Annotated in this window: 19 protein-coding genes; 7 read left to right on the top strand and 12 right to left on the bottom strand. The window is 72.9% G+C overall.

The features are described from left to right. The first annotated feature begins 18 nt into the window (after positions 1-18). The 3 genes from AB0J76_RS22945 to AB0J76_RS22935 are packed head-to-tail and all read left to right on the top strand — an operon-like array spanning position 19 to position 4,311. Positions 19-1,638: an alpha-amylase family glycosyl hydrolase gene (locus AB0J76_RS22945; protein ID WP_352324942.1), complete on the top strand. Its 1,620-nt coding sequence runs from the start codon at positions 19-21 to the stop codon at positions 1,636-1,638. Continuing rightward, entirely contained in the window at positions 1,635-3,341 is a 1,707-nt protein-coding gene (locus AB0J76_RS22940; RefSeq protein ID WP_352324943.1) for a sugar-binding domain-containing protein, read from the top strand. Before AB0J76_RS22945 ends, AB0J76_RS22940 begins: the two co-directional genes overlap by 4 nt. Beyond that, a complete protein-coding gene (locus tag AB0J76_RS22935) occupies positions 3,328-4,311 on the top strand; it encodes a DUF2804 domain-containing protein (RefSeq protein ID WP_352324944.1) in 984 nt (327 codons plus the stop codon). Before AB0J76_RS22940 ends, AB0J76_RS22935 begins: the two co-directional genes overlap by 14 nt. 61 nt (positions 4,312-4,372) lie before the next feature. Here AB0J76_RS22935 and AB0J76_RS22930 read toward each other — a convergent pair whose 3' ends face one another. The 3 genes from AB0J76_RS22930 to AB0J76_RS22920 all read right to left on the bottom strand — a co-directional run bounded on the left by AB0J76_RS22930 (position 4,373) and on the right by AB0J76_RS22920 (position 6,091). After that, positions 4,373-4,717 (bottom strand): RNA polymerase-binding protein RbpA, encoded by a 345-nt coding sequence (locus AB0J76_RS22930; protein WP_043625492.1) that lies wholly within the window; start codon positions 4,715-4,717, stop codon positions 4,373-4,375. Positions 4,718-4,870: 153 nt separating this feature from the next. Next, positions 4,871-5,485: a hypothetical protein gene (locus tag AB0J76_RS22925; protein ID WP_352324946.1), complete on the bottom strand. Its 615-nt coding sequence runs from the start codon at positions 5,483-5,485 to the stop codon at positions 4,871-4,873. Positions 5,486-5,596: 111 nt separating this feature from the next. Next, positions 5,597-6,091, bottom strand: a complete 495-nt coding sequence (locus tag AB0J76_RS22920) for a nuclear transport factor 2 family protein (protein WP_352324947.1) — start codon at positions 6,089-6,091, stop codon at positions 5,597-5,599. 33 nt (positions 6,092-6,124) lie between these two features. On the opposite strand from AB0J76_RS22920, the gene AB0J76_RS22915 reads away from it, so the two are divergent. Together AB0J76_RS22915 and AB0J76_RS22910 are read left to right on the top strand one after the other, a co-directional pair. Next, positions 6,125-6,604, top strand: coding sequence for a helix-turn-helix domain-containing protein (locus AB0J76_RS22915; protein ID WP_364390384.1), 480 nt, complete (start codon positions 6,125-6,127; stop codon positions 6,602-6,604). Positions 6,605-6,717: 113 nt separating this feature from the next. Continuing rightward, entirely contained in the window at positions 6,718-7,161 is a 444-nt protein-coding gene (locus AB0J76_RS22910; RefSeq protein WP_364390382.1) for a hypothetical protein, read from the top strand. Positions 7,162-7,167: 6 nt separating this feature from the next. On the opposite strand, the gene AB0J76_RS22905 is transcribed toward AB0J76_RS22910, so the two are convergent. The 7 genes from AB0J76_RS22905 to AB0J76_RS22875 all read right to left on the bottom strand — a co-directional run bounded on the left by AB0J76_RS22905 (position 7,168) and on the right by AB0J76_RS22875 (position 13,624). Further along, complete coding sequence (locus tag AB0J76_RS22905; RefSeq protein ID WP_352331228.1) at positions 7,168-8,601, bottom strand: MFS transporter; 1,434 nt, start codon at positions 8,599-8,601, stop codon at positions 7,168-7,170. Positions 8,602-8,776: 175 nt separating this feature from the next. After that, entirely contained in the window at positions 8,777-9,577 is an 801-nt protein-coding gene (locus AB0J76_RS22900; protein WP_364390380.1) for a glycerophosphodiester phosphodiesterase family protein, read from the bottom strand. 34 nt (positions 9,578-9,611) lie between these two features. Continuing rightward, positions 9,612-10,151, bottom strand: a complete 540-nt coding sequence (locus AB0J76_RS22895; protein ID WP_352328100.1) for a TrmH family RNA methyltransferase — start codon at positions 10,149-10,151, stop codon at positions 9,612-9,614. Next, complete coding sequence (locus AB0J76_RS22890; RefSeq protein WP_352328099.1) at positions 10,148-10,738, bottom strand: methyltransferase; 591 nt, start codon at positions 10,736-10,738, stop codon at positions 10,148-10,150. Before AB0J76_RS22890 ends, AB0J76_RS22895 begins: the two co-directional genes overlap by 4 nt. A gap of 11 nt (positions 10,739-10,749) precedes the next feature. Then, complete coding sequence (locus AB0J76_RS22885; RefSeq protein WP_352328098.1) at positions 10,750-11,697, bottom strand: VWA domain-containing protein; 948 nt, start codon at positions 11,695-11,697, stop codon at positions 10,750-10,752. Further along, positions 11,694-12,626, bottom strand: a complete 933-nt coding sequence (locus AB0J76_RS22880; protein ID WP_352328097.1) for a DUF58 domain-containing protein — start codon at positions 12,624-12,626, stop codon at positions 11,694-11,696. Before AB0J76_RS22880 ends, AB0J76_RS22885 begins: the two co-directional genes overlap by 4 nt. Beyond that, positions 12,623-13,624 carry a MoxR family ATPase gene (locus AB0J76_RS22875; RefSeq protein ID WP_352328096.1) on the bottom strand — a complete coding sequence of 334 codons (1,002 nt, stop codon included), beginning with the start codon at positions 13,622-13,624 and terminating at the stop codon, positions 12,623-12,625. The genes AB0J76_RS22880 and AB0J76_RS22875 overlap by 4 nt, the downstream gene beginning before the upstream one ends. Positions 13,625-13,679: 55 nt before the next feature. Here AB0J76_RS22875 and AB0J76_RS22870 point away from each other — a divergent pair, with 55 nt between their 5' ends. Both AB0J76_RS22870 and AB0J76_RS22865 read left to right on the top strand, forming a co-directional pair. After that, a complete protein-coding gene (locus tag AB0J76_RS22870; protein WP_352328095.1) occupies positions 13,680-14,441 on the top strand; it encodes a hypothetical protein in 762 nt (253 codons plus the stop codon). Between the two features lie 43 nt (positions 14,442-14,484). After that, positions 14,485-15,363, top strand: a complete 879-nt coding sequence (locus tag AB0J76_RS22865; RefSeq protein WP_352328094.1) for a DUF2268 domain-containing putative Zn-dependent protease — start codon at positions 14,485-14,487, stop codon at positions 15,361-15,363. Here the strand turns inward: AB0J76_RS22865 and AB0J76_RS22860 are convergent. Then, entirely contained in the window at positions 15,333-15,971 is a 639-nt protein-coding gene (locus AB0J76_RS22860) for a response regulator transcription factor (RefSeq protein WP_352328093.1), read from the bottom strand. The two genes, AB0J76_RS22865 and AB0J76_RS22860, sit on opposite strands and share 31 nt — an antisense overlap. 111 nt (positions 15,972-16,082) lie before the next feature. Next, positions 16,083-17,384, bottom strand: coding sequence for a histidine kinase (locus tag AB0J76_RS22855; RefSeq protein ID WP_352328092.1), 1,302 nt, complete (start codon positions 17,382-17,384; stop codon positions 16,083-16,085). Positions 17,385-17,414 lie beyond the last annotated feature (30 nt).

The raw sequence follows: 17,414 nt of genomic DNA, 5'->3' as shown, positions 1-17,414 counted from the left end.
GCAGTGTCCGATAAAACAGTGTCCGACGGTCTGGCAGTCTTCGACGGCGACGCCTGGTGGCGTGACGCCGTCGTCTACCAGATCTACCCCCGCAGCTTCGCCGACGCCGACGGCGACGGCCAGGGCGACCTGCCCGGCGCGCTGGCCCGCCTGGACCACCTGGCCGACCTGGGCGTGGACGCCGTCTGGCTGAGCCCGTTCTACCCCTCGCCGCTGGCCGACGGCGGCTACGACGTCGCCGACCACACCGACGTGGACCCCCGCTACGGCACGCTGGCCGACTTCGACGCCTACGTGGCCGCGGCCGCCGCCCGGGACATCAAGGTCATCGTCGACATCGTGCCCAACCACTGCTCGGCCGCCCACCCGCGCTTCCGGCAGGCGCTGGCGGCCGGCCCCGGCAGCCCCGAGCGCGAGTGGTTCCTCTTCCGCGACGAGCCCAACAACTGGCAGTCCATGTTCGGCGGCCCGGCCTGGACCCAGACCCCCGACGGCCAGTGGTACCTGCACCTGTTCGACTCCGCCCAGCCCGACTGGAACTGGCGGCACCCCGGCGTCACCGCCATGTTCGAGGACGTGCTGCGGTTCTGGCTGGACCGCGGCGTGTCCGGGTTCCGCATCGACGTGGCCGCCATGCTGTTCAAGGAGGACGGCCTGCCCGACGTCGTCCCCGGCAGCCAGGGCGCGCCGCTGGCGCCCGGACGGTCCGCGGTGCCGTACGAGCACCAGCCCGAGCTGCTGGAGCTGTACCGGTCCTGGCGCAAGATCCTGGCCGCCTACCCCGGGCCGCGCGGCACGGTGGCCGAGATCTGGTTCGCCGACCCCGCCCAGGCCCGGCCCTACCTCACCGGCGACGGCCTGGCCCAGCTGTTCAACTTCCGCCTGATGCCCCTGCCGTGGTCGGCAGCGGAGTTCCGCGCGGTGATCGAGGAGTCGCACCGGCTGGCCCGCGAGACGGGCGGGTCGATCCCCTGGGTGCTGGGCAACCACGACGTGCCGCGGATGGCGACCAGGTTCGGCATCGACCAGGACCTCGTCCGCGCCCCCACCGCCGACGTGCTGCTCGGCAGGGTCGCCGTCGACCACGAGCTCGGCCGCAGGCGGGCCCGCGCCGCGACGCTGCTGCTGCTCGCCCTGCCCGGCGCCGCCTACCTCTACCAGGGCGACGAGCTCGGCCTGCCCGAATATCTCGACATGCCGGCGCAGGCGCGGCAGGACCCGATGTTCGAGCGCACCGGCCGCGCCTTCATCGGCAGGGACGGCTGCCGCGTGCCGCTGCCCTGGTCGGGCACGTCCGCGCCGTACGGGTTCGGGCCGGGCGGCACCTGGCTGCCCCAGCCGGCCGACTGGGCGCACCTCACCGTCGCCGCCCAGCGGGACGACCCCGGCTCCACCCTCAACCTCCACCGCGCCGCCATCGCCCTGCGCCGGGAGCATCCCGCGCTCGGCGACGGCGACCTGACCTGGCTCGACGCCCCGCCCGGCGTGCTGGCCCTCACCCGCGAGCCCGGCTTCACCCTCATGGTCAACTTCGGCCCGGACGTGGTGCCGCTGCCGCCGCACCACGACGTCCTGCTGGCCAGCGGCCCCCTGGACGGCGGCGTCCTGCCCGCCGACACGGCGGTGTGGCTGTCGTGACCGGCGACCCGATCCCGCTGCCGGAGTACCCCCGGCCCCAGCTCGTCCGCGACAGCTACGTCAACCTCAACGGCCGCTGGCAGTACGCGATCAACGACGGCTCGCGGCCCGGGGCCTACGACGGCGACATCCTCGTGCCGTACTCGCCGGAGGCGCCGCTGTCCGGGGTCGGCCGGCAGCTGCTGCCGGGGAAGACGCTGTGGTACCGCCGCACCTTCCGGCCGCCCGCCGGGCCCGCGGGCGGGCGGGTGATCCTGCATTTCGGCGCCGTCGACCAGACCTGCCGGGTGTGGGTCAACGACGTCGAGGTCGGCGGCCACAGCGGCGGCTACCTGCCGTTCTCCTTCGACGTCACCGACGCGCTGACCGAGGGCGTCAACACCCTCGACGTGGCCGTCCAGGACGACAGCGACACCGGCTGGCGGTCGCGCGGCAAGCAGCGGCTGCGCCGCGGCGGCATCTGGTACACCGCCCAGTCGGGCATCTGGCAGACCGTCTGGGCCGAGCGCGTGCCCGGACTGCACGTGGAACGGCTCACGCTGACCCCCGTGCTCGCCGAGGAGTGCATCGAGGTGACCGTGCACGCCGCGGGCGGCGAGGCCGAGGTCGAGATCCTCGCCGGCGGGCAGGTGGCGGGCCGGGCCACCGTCCCCGCCGGGCGGCCGGTGCGCGTCCCGCTGCCCGGCGCGCGCCCGTGGACCCCCGAGGACCCCTTCCTGTACGACGTGACCGTCTCGCTCGGCGAGGACCACGTCCGCGGCTACGTCGGCATGCGCTCCTTCTCCGTCGGCCCGGACGCCGACGGCGTGCCCCGGCTGCTGCTGAACGGCCGGCCGTACTTCCACGCCGGGATCCTCGACCAGGGCTACTGGCCCGACGGCCTCTACACGCCGCCCTCCGACGAGGCCATGGTCGACGACATCGTCATGATGAAACAGCTCGGCTTCACGATGCTGCGCAAGCACATCAAGATCGAGCCGCTGCGCTGGTACCACCACTGCGACCGGCTCGGCATGCTCGTCTGGCAGGACCTGGTCAACGGCGGCCAGACCTACCGGCCGCTGGTCGTCACCACCCCCGCGCTGCTGCCGCTGCGCCTGGACGACCGCCGCCACCGCCGCTTCGGACGAGCCGACGCCGCCGGGCGGGCCGCGTTCGAGGCCGAGCTGCGCGAGACCGTCGAGCACCTGCGCAACGTGGTCGCGCTGGCGGTCTGGGTGCCGTTCAACGAGGGCTGGGGCCAGTTCGACGCCGCGCGGATCGCCGGCGAGCTGGCCCGGCTGGACCCCACCCGCACGATCGACCACGCCAGCGGCTGGCACGACCAGCGCGCGGGCGACCTGCACAGCCTGCACGTCTACTTCCGCCGTTTCCGCCCGCCCCGCCCGGACGGCCGCGTCCTGGCCCTGACGGAGTACGGTGGCTACAGCCTGGCCGTCGAAGGCCACACCTGGGGCGAGAAGGAGTTCGGCTACCGCCGTTACCGCACCGCCGACGAGCTGGGCGCGGCGTTCGTCCGGCTGCACGAGGAGCAGATCGTCCCGGCCATCCGCAAGGGCCTGAGCGCCACCGTCTACACCCAGCTCTCCGACGTCGAGGACGAGCTGAACGGCCTGCTCACCTACGACCGGGCCGAGCTGAAGCTGCCCGCCGACCTCATCCGCTCCGTCACGAGGAGGCTCGCCTTCCATGACCACCCATGAACGGGAGCTCACCGCCCCCGCCGACCTGTGCCTGCCCGGCGGGCGGCTGAACCCGGCCGCGGTCGGCTGGACCCGCACGCCGCTGCACCGGGCCAACCTGCGCGGCTGGGGACGGCGCAAGCGCTGGGAGTACTGGGGCGTCGTCACCCCCTCCCACATCATCGGCCTGGTGGCCTCCTCACTGGACTACGCCGGGGTGCACGGCGTCTACGTGCTCGACCGGGCCACCGGCGCGGAGTTCGCCAAGGACGTCGTCGTGCCGCTGGCCCGCGGCGCCGTCTTCCCCGACCGCAGCGGCGCCGGCACGGTGTCCGTGCGCGGCGGCGGGCTGACGATCGACATCCGGCAGGACCCGGCCGCCACCGTCATCCGCGCCGCCGCCCCCGGCGTGCGGATCGACCTGGAGGTGCCGCTGCCCCAGGGCCACGAGTCGCTCGGCGTCGTCGTCCCCTGGGGGCCGAACCGGTTCCAGTACACGGTCAAGGACGTCGGCCGCCCGGCGCGCGGACGCCTGCGCCTGGGCCCGGACGAGTTCGCGATCGACCCCGCGGACTCCTTCGCGGTGCTCGACCACGGCCGGGGCAAGTGGCCGTACGCGGTCACCTGGAACTGGGCGGCCGGCAGCGGGCCCGGCCGGTCCGTCCAGCTCGGCGGCAAGTGGACCGACGGCACCGGCGTCACCGAGAACGCCCTGTTCACCGGCGGCCGGCTGCACAAGATCGGCGACGAGCTGGAGTGGGCCTACGACCGCGGCGACTGGCTGCGCCCCTGGCGGATCACCGGCCCGCGGGTCGAGGTGGAGTTCCGGCCGTTCCACGAGAAGGTGGCCCGTACCCAGCTGGGCGTGGTGGCCGGCGAGACCCACCAGTGCTTCGGCCACTTCTCCGGCCGCGTCCAGGACGACGACGGCGCGTGGGTGGACCTCGACGGCCTCACCGGCTGGGCCGAGGAGGCGCGTCAGCGCTGGTAGCGGGGGCCGGGCACAGCAAAACCCCCGGGCGTCGCCCGGGGGTTTTCACCGTGAGAAGTGGTCAGGCGCTCTTGCGGCGCTGGGCGCGCAAGACCGCGAGCCTCTCGTTGAGCACCTCTTCCAGATCCTCGATGGACCGCCGCTCCAGCAGCATGTCCCAATGAGTCCGTGGGGGCTTGGTCTTCTTCGACTCCGGCTGCTCACCGTCGACCCGCACCGCGGTCGCGCCGCACATGCGGCACTCCCAGGTCGCGGGGATCTCGGCCTCGGCGGCAAGCGGAACCTCGAAGCGATGGCCCTTAGGACAGGTGTAGGACACCTCCTGGCGTGGGGCCAGATCCGTGTTACGGTCGTTCTCGTAGCTGGTTGCCCCGAGCCGGGTGCCACGAAGCGCGCGCTCGCCCATGTCTAAATGCCTCCTACAGGGCCCCCATACGTGGGGGGTCTGTCTCCCACGGTGTCTAACGCTTGGTACCGTGATGGGATTCCCACCCGCGGGGTGATCCAATCGCGCTTGGGGCCTCGGGTATTCGAGCCCGCTCCCACCGGCGCTCCTTCCTCAGGCCGCGGCGGTCGTCCGCGGGGCTCTGAGCAGGCTCGCCGCCAGCCACAACGCGCCGATCATGATGAGCGCCCCGTGCGCGATCCGCACCGGGTACGGGCCGAAGAACTGCGGGATGAACAGCGCCAGACCCAGCGCGAGCGCCGTCCCGGCCCCCTTGGGCAGCATCCCCGAACGCCACACCGCCACGGCCGCCATCACCGTGCCGACGCCCAGCAACGCCAGCCCGGCGGCGAACAGGGTGATCGCCAGCGGGTCGAAGCGGAACCGCTCGGCCAGTTCCATCAGCGCGGGAGTGCCGTCGCGCAGGGAACGTTGCGCGATCACGTGCAGGCCGAAGTCCTCGGCCCCGTAGTAGGGGAGTGTCAGGCCGGCGCCGGCCCAGGTCACCGCGGCCGCGCGCAGCGACAGACGGTCGCCGAGCACCTGGTGCAGCCCGAGCGTGCCCAGCCCGAGCAGCACGAACCCGAGCATCGCGGCCACATGGCCGGTGACCCACGCGGTCGAGGCCATGGCGACGGCGTCGTCACCGGACGGCCGCACCAGCGGGTAGACGAACAGCAGCACGCCGCCGAGGGCGAAGGCGGCGGAGGTGAGGCGGGGGGAGGCCATGGACAACTCCTGGTTGAGGGCATCGCTCTGTTGTGAGAGCAATGCTCTCGTGACAGGGGTTCTGTGTCAAGAGCACTGCTCTCTCTTTGGGGCGATGGCCGCATTCGGGTGTCAGGCCAGCAGCGGCACCAGGGTCCGGTCGCCGAACCTGGTCATCGCGGCCAGCGGCGCGGAGGCCGCCCCCACCAGCAGCGGAAGGCCCGGCCTGCCCTTGTCCCTGGCGATGCGGGGGCCCAGGGCGGCCATCAGCGCGGTCAAGCCCGGCAGCGGCCTGATCCACATGGTGATCTCCCGGACCAGGCCGTCGTCGTCCAGTTCGAGCTGGGCCACCTCGTTCAGCGGCTGGCGGCCCACCCGGGCGGTCGCCGTGAGCATGCGGGTGCGGCCGTCGCCGATGTCGCTGCGGTAGCGCAGGTCCGACAGCACGTCGAAGACGGCTTCGAACAGCGCTCCCACCTGTGTCAGGCCCTCGAACCTGGCCCGGTAGCTCAGCGGCGAGTGGAACACCACGCCGTCGGCGAGGGTGGCCTTGAGCGCCTGGACGTCGTGCGCCTCGCCGGCCCGGCGGTAGGCGCCGGCTGGTGAGTCCTGAATGTGAACTGTCATGGGTTCACAATATCAACCGACTATCATGGGTGCATGAACAGGTTCGGTGAGATGCACTGCTCCATCGCCCAGGCCGTCGGCGTCATCGGCGAGCCCTGGACGCCGCTGATCCTGCGCGACCTGTTCCTCGGCCTGCGCAGGTTCGACGACCTCGCCACGGACCTCGGCATCTCGCGCAACCTGCTGGCCCGCCGGCTCGACCATCTCGTCGCCACGGGGGTCGTGGAGAAACGGCCCTACCAGGAGCGTCCGGTGCGCCACGAATACCTGCTGACCGAAGCGGGGCGTGACGTCGTGCCAGCCCTGCTGACGCTCATGGCCTGGGGCGACCGGTGGTCCACCCCGCCCGGCGGGCCGCCCGCGCTGCTCGTCCACTCCTGCGGGCGGGAGTTCACGCCCGTCGTCACCTGCCCCCACTGCGGCGGCGAGGCCACGGCCGAGACCGTGCTGCCGATGCCCGGTCCCGGAGCCGCCCGGGGGCCGGGCACCATGGTGCTCGCCGCCGATCTGTGACGCCAGGTGTTTGACGCGCGACCCTTCGTGAGAGGACTCTCATGGCCCGCTCACGGCCGCCCCACGGCGGCCCCGCAGGCTGAGGGAACCGCGACGTCGATCAGGAGGCGTAGATGGATCTCGTGCCACGCTGCTCCGCGGCGGCCGCCGCGCTCGCGTTCGTCCTCGTCGGGGGAGGGACGCTGCTTCCGGCCCAGGCGGCGGCCGGCCCGCCTCCGGCGCTCGTCGTGGCCGTCCACGACGAGGACGGCGGCGACGATGACGACGACGACCGCGCGGCCCCCCGGTCCGGGCGGCGCGAACCGGCCAGGAGACAGGCCCACGCCCCGCGCCGGGACGACGACGTCGAGGCCATCCCCGGCCTGGAGGCCCGCGACTCCCGGCCGGCCGAGCCCGTCACCCGCCCGGAGCGGGCTCCGGAGCGGGCTGAGATCCGGCTGGAGAGCGGCGCCCTGACCGGCGGCGGGCACGCCGGCCCGCTGGTGCTGCTGGCCATCCTAGGCACCGGCGCGCTGGTGGGCGCCTCGTACTGGCTCTCGCGCCGGTACGGCCCCTGACGGGCCTCAGATCCCCGCGGGGACCTCGTTGCCGGCCGCCCTGATGGCCTTGGGCAGGTTCGTCAGGGCGAGCAGCACGAAGCCCGCCACGAAGAATATGATCATGGACACGATGGCGATCCGGTAGCTGTTGGTGACCTGCAGCGCGATCGTCACGGTCAGCGATCCGATGAACGCCGAGCCCTTGTCGCTGATCTGCAGCAGGCTGAAGTACTCCGCCTCCCGCCCCTTCGGGATCACCTGCGAGAACAACGACCGCGACAACGCCTGCGTGCCGCCCAGCACGATGGCGATGGCGAAGGCCATCAGGTAGAACTGCAGCGCCTGCCCCTCGCCGACGAACATCGCCACCACCACGATCCCGGTCCACACCACCAGGCTGGCCAGCACCGTGCGCTTGGTGCCGAAACTGCGCGCCAGCCACCCCAGCAGCAGCGCCCCGAAGAACGCCACGAACTGCACCATCAGGATCGCCGTGATCTGTACGGTCTTGCCCAGCTTGAGGGCCTCGGAGGCGAAGGCCGCGCTGTTGCCGATGACCGTCTGCACGCCGTCGTTGTAGACCAGGTAGGCCACCAGGAACAGCAGCGTCAGCGGGTAGCGCCGCAGCTCTGCCAGCGTCCGGCCGAGCTGGCGGAAGCTGCCGCGCACCGAGCGCAGCGCCGTGGTCTCGTGCGCCGCCACGGGACGGTTGCGCAGCCGCAGCAGCGGGATGACCGTGAACGTCGCCCACCACAGGCCGGCCGACATCATGCTGATGCGCACCGCCATGCCCTCACTCAGCCCGAGGCTGTCGTGCTGCAGGAACAGCGCCAGGTTGAGCAGGAGCAGCAGCCCGCCGCCGAGGTAGCCGATCGCCCAGCCGCGCGAGGAGACCCCGTCGCGCTCCTCGGGGGTGGAGATCTGCGGCAGGAAGGAGTCGTAGACCACCACGGAGGAGCCGTAGGCCAGGTTGGCCACCACGAACAGCACGCCGCCCAGCAGGTACCGGTCGCCCTCGACGAAGTACAGGCCCATGGTGGCCAGCGCGCCGACGTAGGCGAAGCCGCCGAGCAGCTCCCGCTTGCGGCCGGTGTGGTCGGCCAGCGCGCCCACGATGGGCAGGAACACGATCTGCAGGAACACCGCCACCGTCAGCGTCAGCCCGAAGAAGGCCGCGGGCCTGATGTCGGCGCCGAGCACGTCGACGTACCCCAGGCCGGGGTGGCGCAGGACCAGCGCGTCGAACTGGGAGGCGCACGTCTCGGGCGCGAGGCCGGGGAAGTCCTTCGCGCAGGCCGCGGTCCTGGCGACCGGGATCAGGTACGGGCCCAGGAACACCGAGATGATCGTGGTGTAGAAGGCCGAGTTGGCCCAGTCGTAGAAGTACCAGCCGCGCTGCTCGCGGCGGCGTGCCGCGGGGGAGTCGTCGAGGGCCGCGGGGGGTGCGGTGGAGGCCATGGTGTCGTGTCGCTCCTCTGCGGCCGGGCGGCCGGGGGGCCTCGCGCGGCCCGGCCACGGGGTGGGGTCATGCCTGACGAAGTGCCCATCTTCGCAGGTCGTGGGTCACGTCCACGTGTCGTGCCCATGACCTTACAGTGATCACCTCAGGAGAGGAAGGTCACCGCCGGGCGGGTCAGGCCGCCAGGCCGCGCGGGTGCCACAGGCCGCGCCGTTCGAGCACCTCGCGCAGGCCGGTGACGTTGTCGGTCATGATCCCGTCGACGCCGAGGTCGAGCAGGTGCTCCATGCGGACGGTGTCGTTGATCGTCCACACGTGCACCTGCATGCCGATGGCGTGGGCCGTGCGGACCAGGCGCCGGGTGGTGACGCGCAGGCCGCGGAAGCCCACCGGCACCTGCGCGCACGGGATCCCGGCGCGCGACAGGCGGGCCAGCAGCCGGCCGTAGCCGGAGGTGGCGGCGGCGGCCCGCAGCGCGGCCACCCCGCGCGGGCCGAGCGCCGAGCACACCTCGCGGCCCATGGCGGCCCTGGCCATGACCAGGCGCTCGTCGGAGAAGGAGGTCAGGCAGACGCGGTCGTAGGCGTCGGTGCGGCGGACCGCCTCGGCCAGCGGCGCGATGGCCGCCGCCTCCTTGACGTCGATGTTGAAGCGCACCTGCGGCCAGGTGCCGAGCAGGTCCTCCAGCAGCGGGATCTCGTGCACGCCGGCGATGCGGGCCTGCCGGACCTCCCGGTAGGGCAGCTCGGAGATGCGGCCCCGCCGGTCGGTCACCCGGTCGAGGGTGTGGTCGTGGAAGGCCAGCAGCACGCCGTCGGCGGTGGCGTGCGCGTCGGTCTCCAGGTAGTCGTAGCCGAGCGCGACCGCGCGTTCGAAGGCCGCCAGGGAGTTCTCGGCGCCCTCCAGCGCGCCGCCGCGGTGGGCGAAGGCCAGCGGCCCCGGATGGTCGAGAAAGGCGAAACGACGGCTGAGCACGACCCGGTGTCCCTTCCGATGGTGGACGGTTCGGTCACGGTTCGGGGAGATTCTCCCACTCCTGGCGGCGCGCCTCGGCCAGCGCGATGGCCGCGGCCACCGACACGTTGAACGAGCCGACCCGCCCGACCTGCGGGATGTAGCAGACGCCGTCGGCGGCCTCCAGCAGGGCGGGGGAGCAGCCGTGGTCCTCGCTGCCGACCACCAGGCACACGTCGCGGCCGAGGTCGGCGCGGTGCAGCGGCACGGCCTCGGCGGTCAGCTCGATGGCCAGCACGGCGTAGCCGTCGTCCTTGGCGGCCTTGACCGCCTCGGTGGCCGGGACCGGCTCGTGCCAGGTGACCAGGCGCTCGGTGCCGAGCGCCGTCTTGCCCGCCTTGGGGTTGGTGGGCGGCGTGGCGTTGCCCGCCAGCCAGATCTGGTCGACGCCGAACGCCGCGGCGCTGCGGAAGATCGAGCCGACGTTGAACGGGCCCGTCACCGACTCCAGGATCAGCGCGAGCCGGTTGTCGGTGTTCCTGCGCCAGGTGCGGTTGAGCCGCTTGACGTCGGTGGGGCGCAGCTGCCTTCTCATCGGGCCACCTTCAATATGCGGTAGGCGGCTCGGGAGGCCTCGCGGGAGGCCTGCCAGCCCTGCTCGCCGAGCCAGCGTTGCAGGGAGTCCGAGCCGAGGTGTTTCTGGACGACCAGGTAGGCGACGCCGTCGGGCGTCAGCCGGGTGAGCCACCTGGTGAGCATCTCGTGCAGAGCCGGCTTGCCAATCCGGATGGCGGGATTGGACCAGATGGCCCGAAATTTCACGTCATCCGGCACTTCATCAATATGAACAGGTCTTACTTTGTAAAGGCCGGCGGCCTGGGCGTTCCGTCCGGTCAGCTCCAGGCTCCGCCGGTTCACGTCGACGGCCCACACCGTCGCCCCGGGCGCCCGCGAGGCCATCGTCAGCGCGATGGGCCCGTAGCCGCAGCCCAGGTCGAGCAGGTCGCCCTCCTGCGGCGGCGGCGGGACCGACTCCAGCAGCGCGCGCGTGCCGACGTCGACCCGGTCGGGTGAGAACACGCCCCGGTCGGTCTCCAGCCGCAGGTGCAGGTCGGGCAGGACCAGGTCGACCGAGCCCGGCCTGCTCGCGGTCTCGGGACGTTCGGAGAAGTAGTGGGCCACGTGGGAAAACGTTACGGGATGCGGGTGCCGAACAAGACCGCGGCGCCGGCCACGAGCAGCCCGAGCACGATCGCGGCCACGATGAACCACTGGGTGATCTCCTGGCTGACCAGCTTGAACCCCAGCGAGGTGCCGATCTGCTCGTAGACGTCGCGCAGCTCGCTGCCGGACTCGGCGGCGTAGGCGCGGCCGCTGGTGCCGTCGGAGAGCGACTGGAGTGTCTGCTTGTTGACCGGGACGTTCACGGGCCTGCCGTCGATGTCGACGGTGCCCTCCTGGGTGCCGTACGCGATGGTGGAGACCGGGACGTGGGCCTGCTGGGCGGCCTCGATGGCCTCGGTCACCGACCGGCCGGAGGTGTTGTCGCCGTCGGACAGCAGCACGATCGCGGCGGGCGGCGGGTCGGTGGCGGCCTGCTGGTCGAAGGAGCGCACCGAGTCGAGCGAGTTGAAGACGGCCTCGCCGATCGCGGTGCCGGGCCGGGTGGTCAGGTTGCCGATGGCGGTGACGACGGCCTGGTGGTCGGTGGTGGGGGAGATGACGACGTTGGCCGAGCGGGCGAAGGAGACCACGCCGACGTTGAAGCGGTCGGGCAGCTCCCTGGCGAACGCCTGGGCGGCGGCCTTGGCGGCGCTGATCCGGTTGGGCTGGACGTCGCCGGCGTCCATGGACAAGGAGACGTCGAGGGCGATCATGATGGTGGCGCGGTCGCGCGGGACGCGCACCTGGTCGGCGGGTTTGGCGGCGCCGACCACCAGGAGCGACATCATGACCAGGAACAGCGCGGGGGGCACGTGCCGGCGCCAGCCCGGCCCGGCGGGGGCGACGAGGTTGAGCAGCGCCAGGTTGGTGAAGCGCACGGTGTAGCGGCGGCGGGCGAACTGCGCCACGACGTATCCGGCCATCAGCAGCGCCACCAGCACGAACAGCCACAACCAGCCGGGCGCGAGAAACGTCATACGGGTCTCCGGTGGGCGAGGTGGCTCATGCGGCGCTGGCGCAGGACGAACTGCGCCACGTCGAACACCCAGTCCCGGTCGGTCCGCAGCACCAGGTGGGCGATGCCGGCGCGGCGCAGGGCGAGCCGGGTGCCCTCGCGCTGGAGGGCGGCGGCTTCTGCATATGCTTGCCGGACTTTGGGAGAAAGGTGCACTTCACGTACGTTCCCGGTCTCGGGATCGGTGAACGCCACCCGGCCGACGTCCGGCAGCTCCAGCTCGCGCGGGTCGATGACCTCCACGGCCAGCACCTGGTGGCGCGCGGCCAGCCGCCTGATCGGGCGTTCCCAGGGGCGTTCGGCGTCGGGGTCGAGCTCGGGGCGGTCGTCGAGGAAGTCGGAGACGACCAGGCGCAGGCCCCTGCGGCGGCGGGTGGCCGCCAGCACGTCGATGCCCTCGGCCAGGTCGGGCGCGTCGGGCACGGCCCGGCCGCGCGGGGCGTCCATGAGGGAGCTGAGCAGCCCGTACAGGGCCGGGCGGCCGGTACGTGCGGGCATGCGGTGGATGTACTCCTCGTACAGCACCAGCGCGCCGAACCGGTCGCCCATGCGGCTGGACAGGAAGCCGATCGCGCCGACGGCGGCCACGACCAGGTCGCGCTTGTCGGTGTCGGCGGTGCCGAAGTCCATGCTGGCCGACAGGTCGGCCAGCGCCCAGGTCTCCAGCTCGCGGTCGGCGATCAGGTCCCGGACGTGCGGGACGGTCGTACGGGCGGTGACGGCCCAGTCCATGCGGCGCACGTCGTCCTCGCCGGGCACGTACAGGCGGCTGTCGCCGGTCTCGCTGCCGGTGCCGGGCAGCAGCCCCTGGTGGGCGCCGTGCAGCAGGCCGTCGAGCCGCCGCGTGACGGTCAGCTCCAGCCGTCGCAGCGCCTGCTCGGCGGTGTTCAACGGTTCTGGTTCCAGACGACCAGGGGCGGCGGCACGGCGTGCAGGATCTGCTTGACGACCTGCTCGGGATCGACGCCGTCGGCCAGGGCGTCGAAGGTCAGCATGAGCCGGTGGGACATGACGTCGACCGCCACGTCGCGCACGTCGTCGGGCAGCAGGTAGTCGCGGCCGCGCAGCAGGGCCAGCGCGCGCCCGGCCGAGACCAGGCCGAGCGTGGCGCGGGGGCTGACGCCGATCTCGATCGTCTCGGCCAGGTCGCCGAGCCCGTAGTCGGCGGGCGCGCGGGTGGACATGACCAGGCGCACCACGTAGTCGGCCACGAGCTGGTGCACCGAGACCTGCTCGGCGGCCTGCTGCAGGGCCAGCAGCCGGGCCGGGTCGAGCACGCGGTCGGGCACGGGCGGCGTGACGCTCATGCGGTGGAGGATCTCCAGCTCCTCGTGCGCGCTGGGGTGCGGCACCCGCACGCGGAACAGGAAACGGTCGCGCTGCACCTCGGGCAGCGGGTAGACGCCCTCGGACTCGATCGGGTTCTGGGTGGCCAGCACGATGAACGGCCTGGGCAGCGGATGGGTGACGCCGGCCAGCGTGACCTGGCGCTCGGCCATCACCTCCAGCAGCGCGGACTGCACCTTGGCGGGGGCCCGGTTGATCTCGTCGGCCAGCAGGAAGTTGACGAACACCGGACCCAGCTCGACGTCGAACTTCTCGTTGGAGGGGTGGAAGACGCGGGTGCCGACGATGTCGCTCGGCACGAGGTCGGGGGTGAACTGGATCCGGGCGAACGTGCCGCCCACGACGGTGGCCAGGGTGGAGGCGGCGAGGGTCTTGGCGACTCCCGGCACACCTTCGAGCAGGCAGTGACCGCGGGCCAGCAGGGCCACGACCAGCCGCTCGACCATGTGCTCCTGTCCCACGATGACACGCCGGACCTCGTCGAGACTTCGGCGCAGCAGTGCCGCGTCGTTTCCGCCTGGCAACTCTTCGGCGACGCTCATGACGCCATTCCACCAAACGCGCCGCGAACGTGCACGACGCCACGTCTGTGCTTTCATGGCAAACGTGGCAAGTCCCCTGCAGTACGGTGATCCGCCCCAGCTGGGGCGCTACGTCGTGCAGGCCCGCCTGCACACGGCTCCGGCCGGGTTCGTCTACCTGGGACAGGGACCCGACGGGCGCGCGGTGTCGCTGGCCGTGCTCACCCGGGGCGCCGCCCTCGACGCGGCGGCGCGCGACCGGTTCCTGACCGCGATCAAGGAGGCGTCGGGGCGGTCCGGCGGGCGCGGGTGGCTGGGGCTCGGCCGGGCGCGCGCCTCGGTGCTCGACGGGACGCCCGAGGTGCTCGACGTGCACGACGGGCCGGCGCCGTGGGTGGCGGTGCCGTACGCGCCGGGGCAGCCGGGGGCCGAACGCTTCCTGGAACCGGTCATGGTGGGCGGGACGCTCATCGGGCAGGCGCACGGGCCGGACTTCGTGCCGTACTGGCTGACCGACCGCGCGCCCGCGCTGCCGGGGCCGCTGGCGCGGCGGCTGCCGCTGACCGAGACGCGGCGGCGGGTGCTGCTCGCCGCGCTGGCGCTGGCGCTGCTGCTGGTGCTGGTCACGACGATCCTGCTGTTGCTGCTGTTCGGCCGGCGCGACAGCGAGCCGATGCCCCGGCAGCTCCCGCCGACGGTGTTCGTGCCCACGCCGCCGCCCACGCCGGCCACGCCGGTGCCGGAGCCCTCGCCGTCGCAGTCGCCGTCGCCAACGCGCACCGGTCCCGGCACGCCGGGGCAGTCGCCGGGCGACGATCTGGGGGAGTCGCCGCTTTAATGCGTTTGAGCCTCACGTTACGTGAGGCTTTAGCGTCCGCGGCATGGAGTTCATCGTTCACGACACGCTCACGGCCATGGCGGACCTGCTCGCCCGGCCGCTCGCCGACCGGCCCGAGGCGCTGCGGGAGATGCTGGCGCCGATCCGGCCGGCGATCCCGGTGCCCGGCGACATCGTCGACATCCACCACCAGGGCGGCGGCTTCCGCGTCGACGCCGAGGACGCCCGTTACCTGCCCGCCGTCCGGGCCATGATCGAGGCCGACGTGCTCGGCCAGGTGCGCAGGGAGCTGGAGCGCGCCTCCCACGCGCTGAAGGAGGCCAGGCAGGCTTCCTCGCTGCAGGTGATGTTCGTGCTCGGCGACCCGGACAACGAGCACCTGATGAAGGTCAGCGGCGGCTACTACGGGATGGGCGGCTCGCCCGGCTGGCTGTACCTGCTGGGCTGGCCGTCGCAGGAGGTCATCGGCCGGATCGCGCACTGCGCGGTGCACGAGTTCCACCACAACGTGCGCTACACCAACGTCGAGTGGGACCCGCGGAAGGTCACCGTGGGCGAGCACGTGGTGGCCGAGGGGCTGGCCGAGGCGTTCGTCCGGGAGCTGTCCGGGCCGGAGGCCATGGGGCCCTGGTCGCGGATGGTGACGGGGGAGGAGCTGGACCGCGCCCACGAGCTGATCATGGACGCGTTCGACCTGGAGGGCATGCACAACACCCCGGCGTACGTGCTGGGCGACAGCGCCATGCGGCGCTTCGGGCAGGAGCCCCGCGGCATTCCCGACATGGCGGGTTACGCGGTGGGGCTGCGGCTGGTGGACCGGGCCCTGGCCGAGCAGGGCCTGAGCGCCGCCGAGGCCACCCTGCTGCCGGCCGCGCGGCTGCTCGGCCGATCTCAGCCGGGCGAGACGAACCCGGACTCGTAGGCGGCGATCACGGCCTGGGTGCGGTCGCGCGCGCCCAGCTTGGCCAGGACGTTGCCGACGTGCGTCTTGACGGTCTCCTGGCTGACGACCAGCTCGGCGGCGATCTCGGTGTTGGACATGCCCCTGGTCATCAGCCGCAGCACGTCGCCCTCGCGGCCGGTGAGCCGGTCGATGCCCGGCACGTGGGCCTGCGGGCGACGGCCGGCCAGGGTGCGGATCGCGGCCGGGAACAGCAGCGACTCCCCGGCCGCCACCAGCCTGATCGCCTGGAGCAGGTCGTCCGGTCTGGTGCGTTTGAGCAGGAAGCCGCTCGCGCCGGCGCGCAGGGCGTCGTAGACGTGGTCGTCGTTCTCGAACGTGGTCACGACCAGGACCTTGGGCGGGTCGTCGAGCGCCACGAGCCGGCGGGTGGCCTGGATGCCGTCCATGGCCGGCATGCGGACGTCCATCAGCACGACGTCGGGGCGCTCGCGGCGGACGACCGGCAGGACCGCGGCGCCGTCGGCGGCCTCGCCCACCACGCGCAGGCCGGGCTCGGCGTCGATGATGACGCGCAGCCCGGCGCGGATGAGGTCCTCGTCGTCGGCGATCACGACCTTGAGTGTCATGCCCCCGACCGTAGCGGCAGCCGGTCGGGCAGGGGCCGGGGGCGTCCTGGGTTGACGGGGGCGGGGGCCTGTCCCGGGAGCGAGCTGTCTGGAGGGGGCAGGGTGTGGGAGTCAGGGGGTCGGGCGCAGGGGGAGGCGGACCGAGACCGTCCAGCCGTCCTCGTCGGGGCCGGCGTGCAGGTCGCCGCGGAGCAGGCGGACGCGTTCGCGCATGCCGGCCACGCCCCGGCCGCCCCGGCCGCCCCGCCCGTGGCTTCCGGCGCGCTTCCCGGCGGGGTTGCTGACCTCCAGCCGCAGGTCGTCGCCCTGGACGGCGGCGGCCAGCCGGACCGTGCCGCCGCCGTGCCGGATCGCGTTGGTCAGCGCCTCCTGCAGGATGCGGTACGCCTCCCTGGAGACGACGGCGGGCACGCCGGACAGGTCGCCCACGTCCTGCCGCACCTCGGCGCCGGAGCCCGCCACCAGCGCCGCGAGGTCGGCCAAGGTCCCCTGCGGCGCCCGCCGCGCCGCCTCACCGTCCTCCCGATGGCCCTCGCGGCGCCCCTCCCGCCTGTCCTCGCTCACGTCCTCGCGCCCGTCGTCGCGTGCGTGCTTGCGCCCGTCCTCGCGTGCGTCTTCGCGTAGGACGCCGAGCACGTGGTCGAGGTCCTCCAGTGCGGCGCGGGCCGACTGCTCGATGGCCGCCAGCGCGGTCCTGGCGGTGGCCGGGTCGCGGTCGAGGACGCGGCCGGCCGCGGCGGCCTGCAGGGTGACGACGCTGAGCGCGTGCCCGACCGAGTCGTGCAGCTCGCGGGCCAGCCGGTTGCGTTCGGCCAGCGTACGGGCATGATCTTCGGCGGCGGCCAGCCGTTCGGCGGGGGTGGGGCCGAGCAGCGGGGGAGCCAGGGCGGCCAGCAGCGCGCCCGCGCCCGCCGCGCCCGCCACCAGCAGCGCCAGCGCCCCCACGCCCGCCGCCGCCCACAGCAGGGACGGCCACCCCGGCTCGGCCGTGAGGCCCAGCACCGGCATCGGCTCCCCGACGAACGGCAGCGCCATCGTGAACACCGTGAACGGCACCACCGCCAGCGTGAACCCGCTGACCACGCCGCCCACCGCCAGATGCAGCGTGAACCACGCGGCGGTGCGCCGCCGCTCCTGCCACGACCGGCGGGCCTGCCGCGGCGGGGTCTCCACCCGGGCCCCGAGCAGCCCCTGGGCGGCGTTCACCTCCAGCGCGCGCACCGGCAGGAACAGCCCGGTCACCGCCACCACCGGCAGCACCGCGACGAACACCCCGACCTGGATCGGCATCAGCAGGTCAGACGACACGCCGCGCCACAACCCGGCGACCAGCACCCCGGCCATCATGTACGGCATCAGCAGCGCCCCGCCCAGGATGAGGCACGCCCAGCGACGGGGGAGGTTCCTTCTCACATCCGGGATTGTATGTCGATACTTTTTCGC

Origin of the sequence: Nonomuraea sp. NPDC049624 (assembly GCF_040675255.1) — a bacterium.
Classification (GTDB): Bacteria; Actinomycetota; Actinomycetes; order Streptosporangiales; family Streptosporangiaceae; genus Nonomuraea.
The sequence above is the reverse complement of the archived record's forward strand: the minus strand, read 5'-3'. Positions and strand labels throughout refer to the sequence as shown.

Excerpts from the sequence above, each read along its gene's own strand:
- AB0J76_RS22935 (WP_352324944.1), top strand. The coding sequence starts at position 3,328 with ATGACCACCCATGAACGGGAGCTCACCGCCCCCGCCGACCTGTGCCTG.
- AB0J76_RS22930 (WP_043625492.1), bottom strand. The coding sequence starts at position 4,717 with ATGGGCGAGCGCGCGCTTCGTGGCACCCGGCTCGGGGCAACCAGCTAC.
- AB0J76_RS22925 (WP_352324946.1), bottom strand. The coding sequence starts at position 5,485 with ATGGCCTCCCCCCGCCTCACCTCCGCCGCCTTCGCCCTCGGCGGCGTG.
- AB0J76_RS22920 (WP_352324947.1), bottom strand. The coding sequence starts at position 6,091 with ATGACAGTTCACATTCAGGACTCACCAGCCGGCGCCTACCGCCGGGCC.
- AB0J76_RS22915 (WP_364390384.1), top strand. The coding sequence starts at position 6,125 with ATGAACAGGTTCGGTGAGATGCACTGCTCCATCGCCCAGGCCGTCGGC.
- AB0J76_RS22910 (WP_364390382.1), top strand. The coding sequence starts at position 6,718 with ATGGATCTCGTGCCACGCTGCTCCGCGGCGGCCGCCGCGCTCGCGTTC.
- AB0J76_RS22905 (WP_352331228.1), bottom strand. The coding sequence starts at position 8,601 with ATGGCCTCCACCGCACCCCCCGCGGCCCTCGACGACTCCCCCGCGGCA.
- AB0J76_RS22895 (WP_352328100.1), bottom strand. The coding sequence starts at position 10,151 with ATGAGAAGGCAGCTGCGCCCCACCGACGTCAAGCGGCTCAACCGCACC.
- AB0J76_RS22885 (WP_352328098.1), bottom strand. The coding sequence starts at position 11,697 with ATGACGTTTCTCGCGCCCGGCTGGTTGTGGCTGTTCGTGCTGGTGGCG.
- AB0J76_RS22875 (WP_352328096.1), bottom strand. The coding sequence starts at position 13,624 with ATGAGCGTCGCCGAAGAGTTGCCAGGCGGAAACGACGCGGCACTGCTG.
- AB0J76_RS22870 (WP_352328095.1), top strand. The coding sequence starts at position 13,680 with ATGGCAAACGTGGCAAGTCCCCTGCAGTACGGTGATCCGCCCCAGCTG.
- AB0J76_RS22865 (WP_352328094.1), top strand. The coding sequence starts at position 14,485 with ATGGAGTTCATCGTTCACGACACGCTCACGGCCATGGCGGACCTGCTC.
- AB0J76_RS22860 (WP_352328093.1), bottom strand. The coding sequence starts at position 15,971 with ATGACACTCAAGGTCGTGATCGCCGACGACGAGGACCTCATCCGCGCC.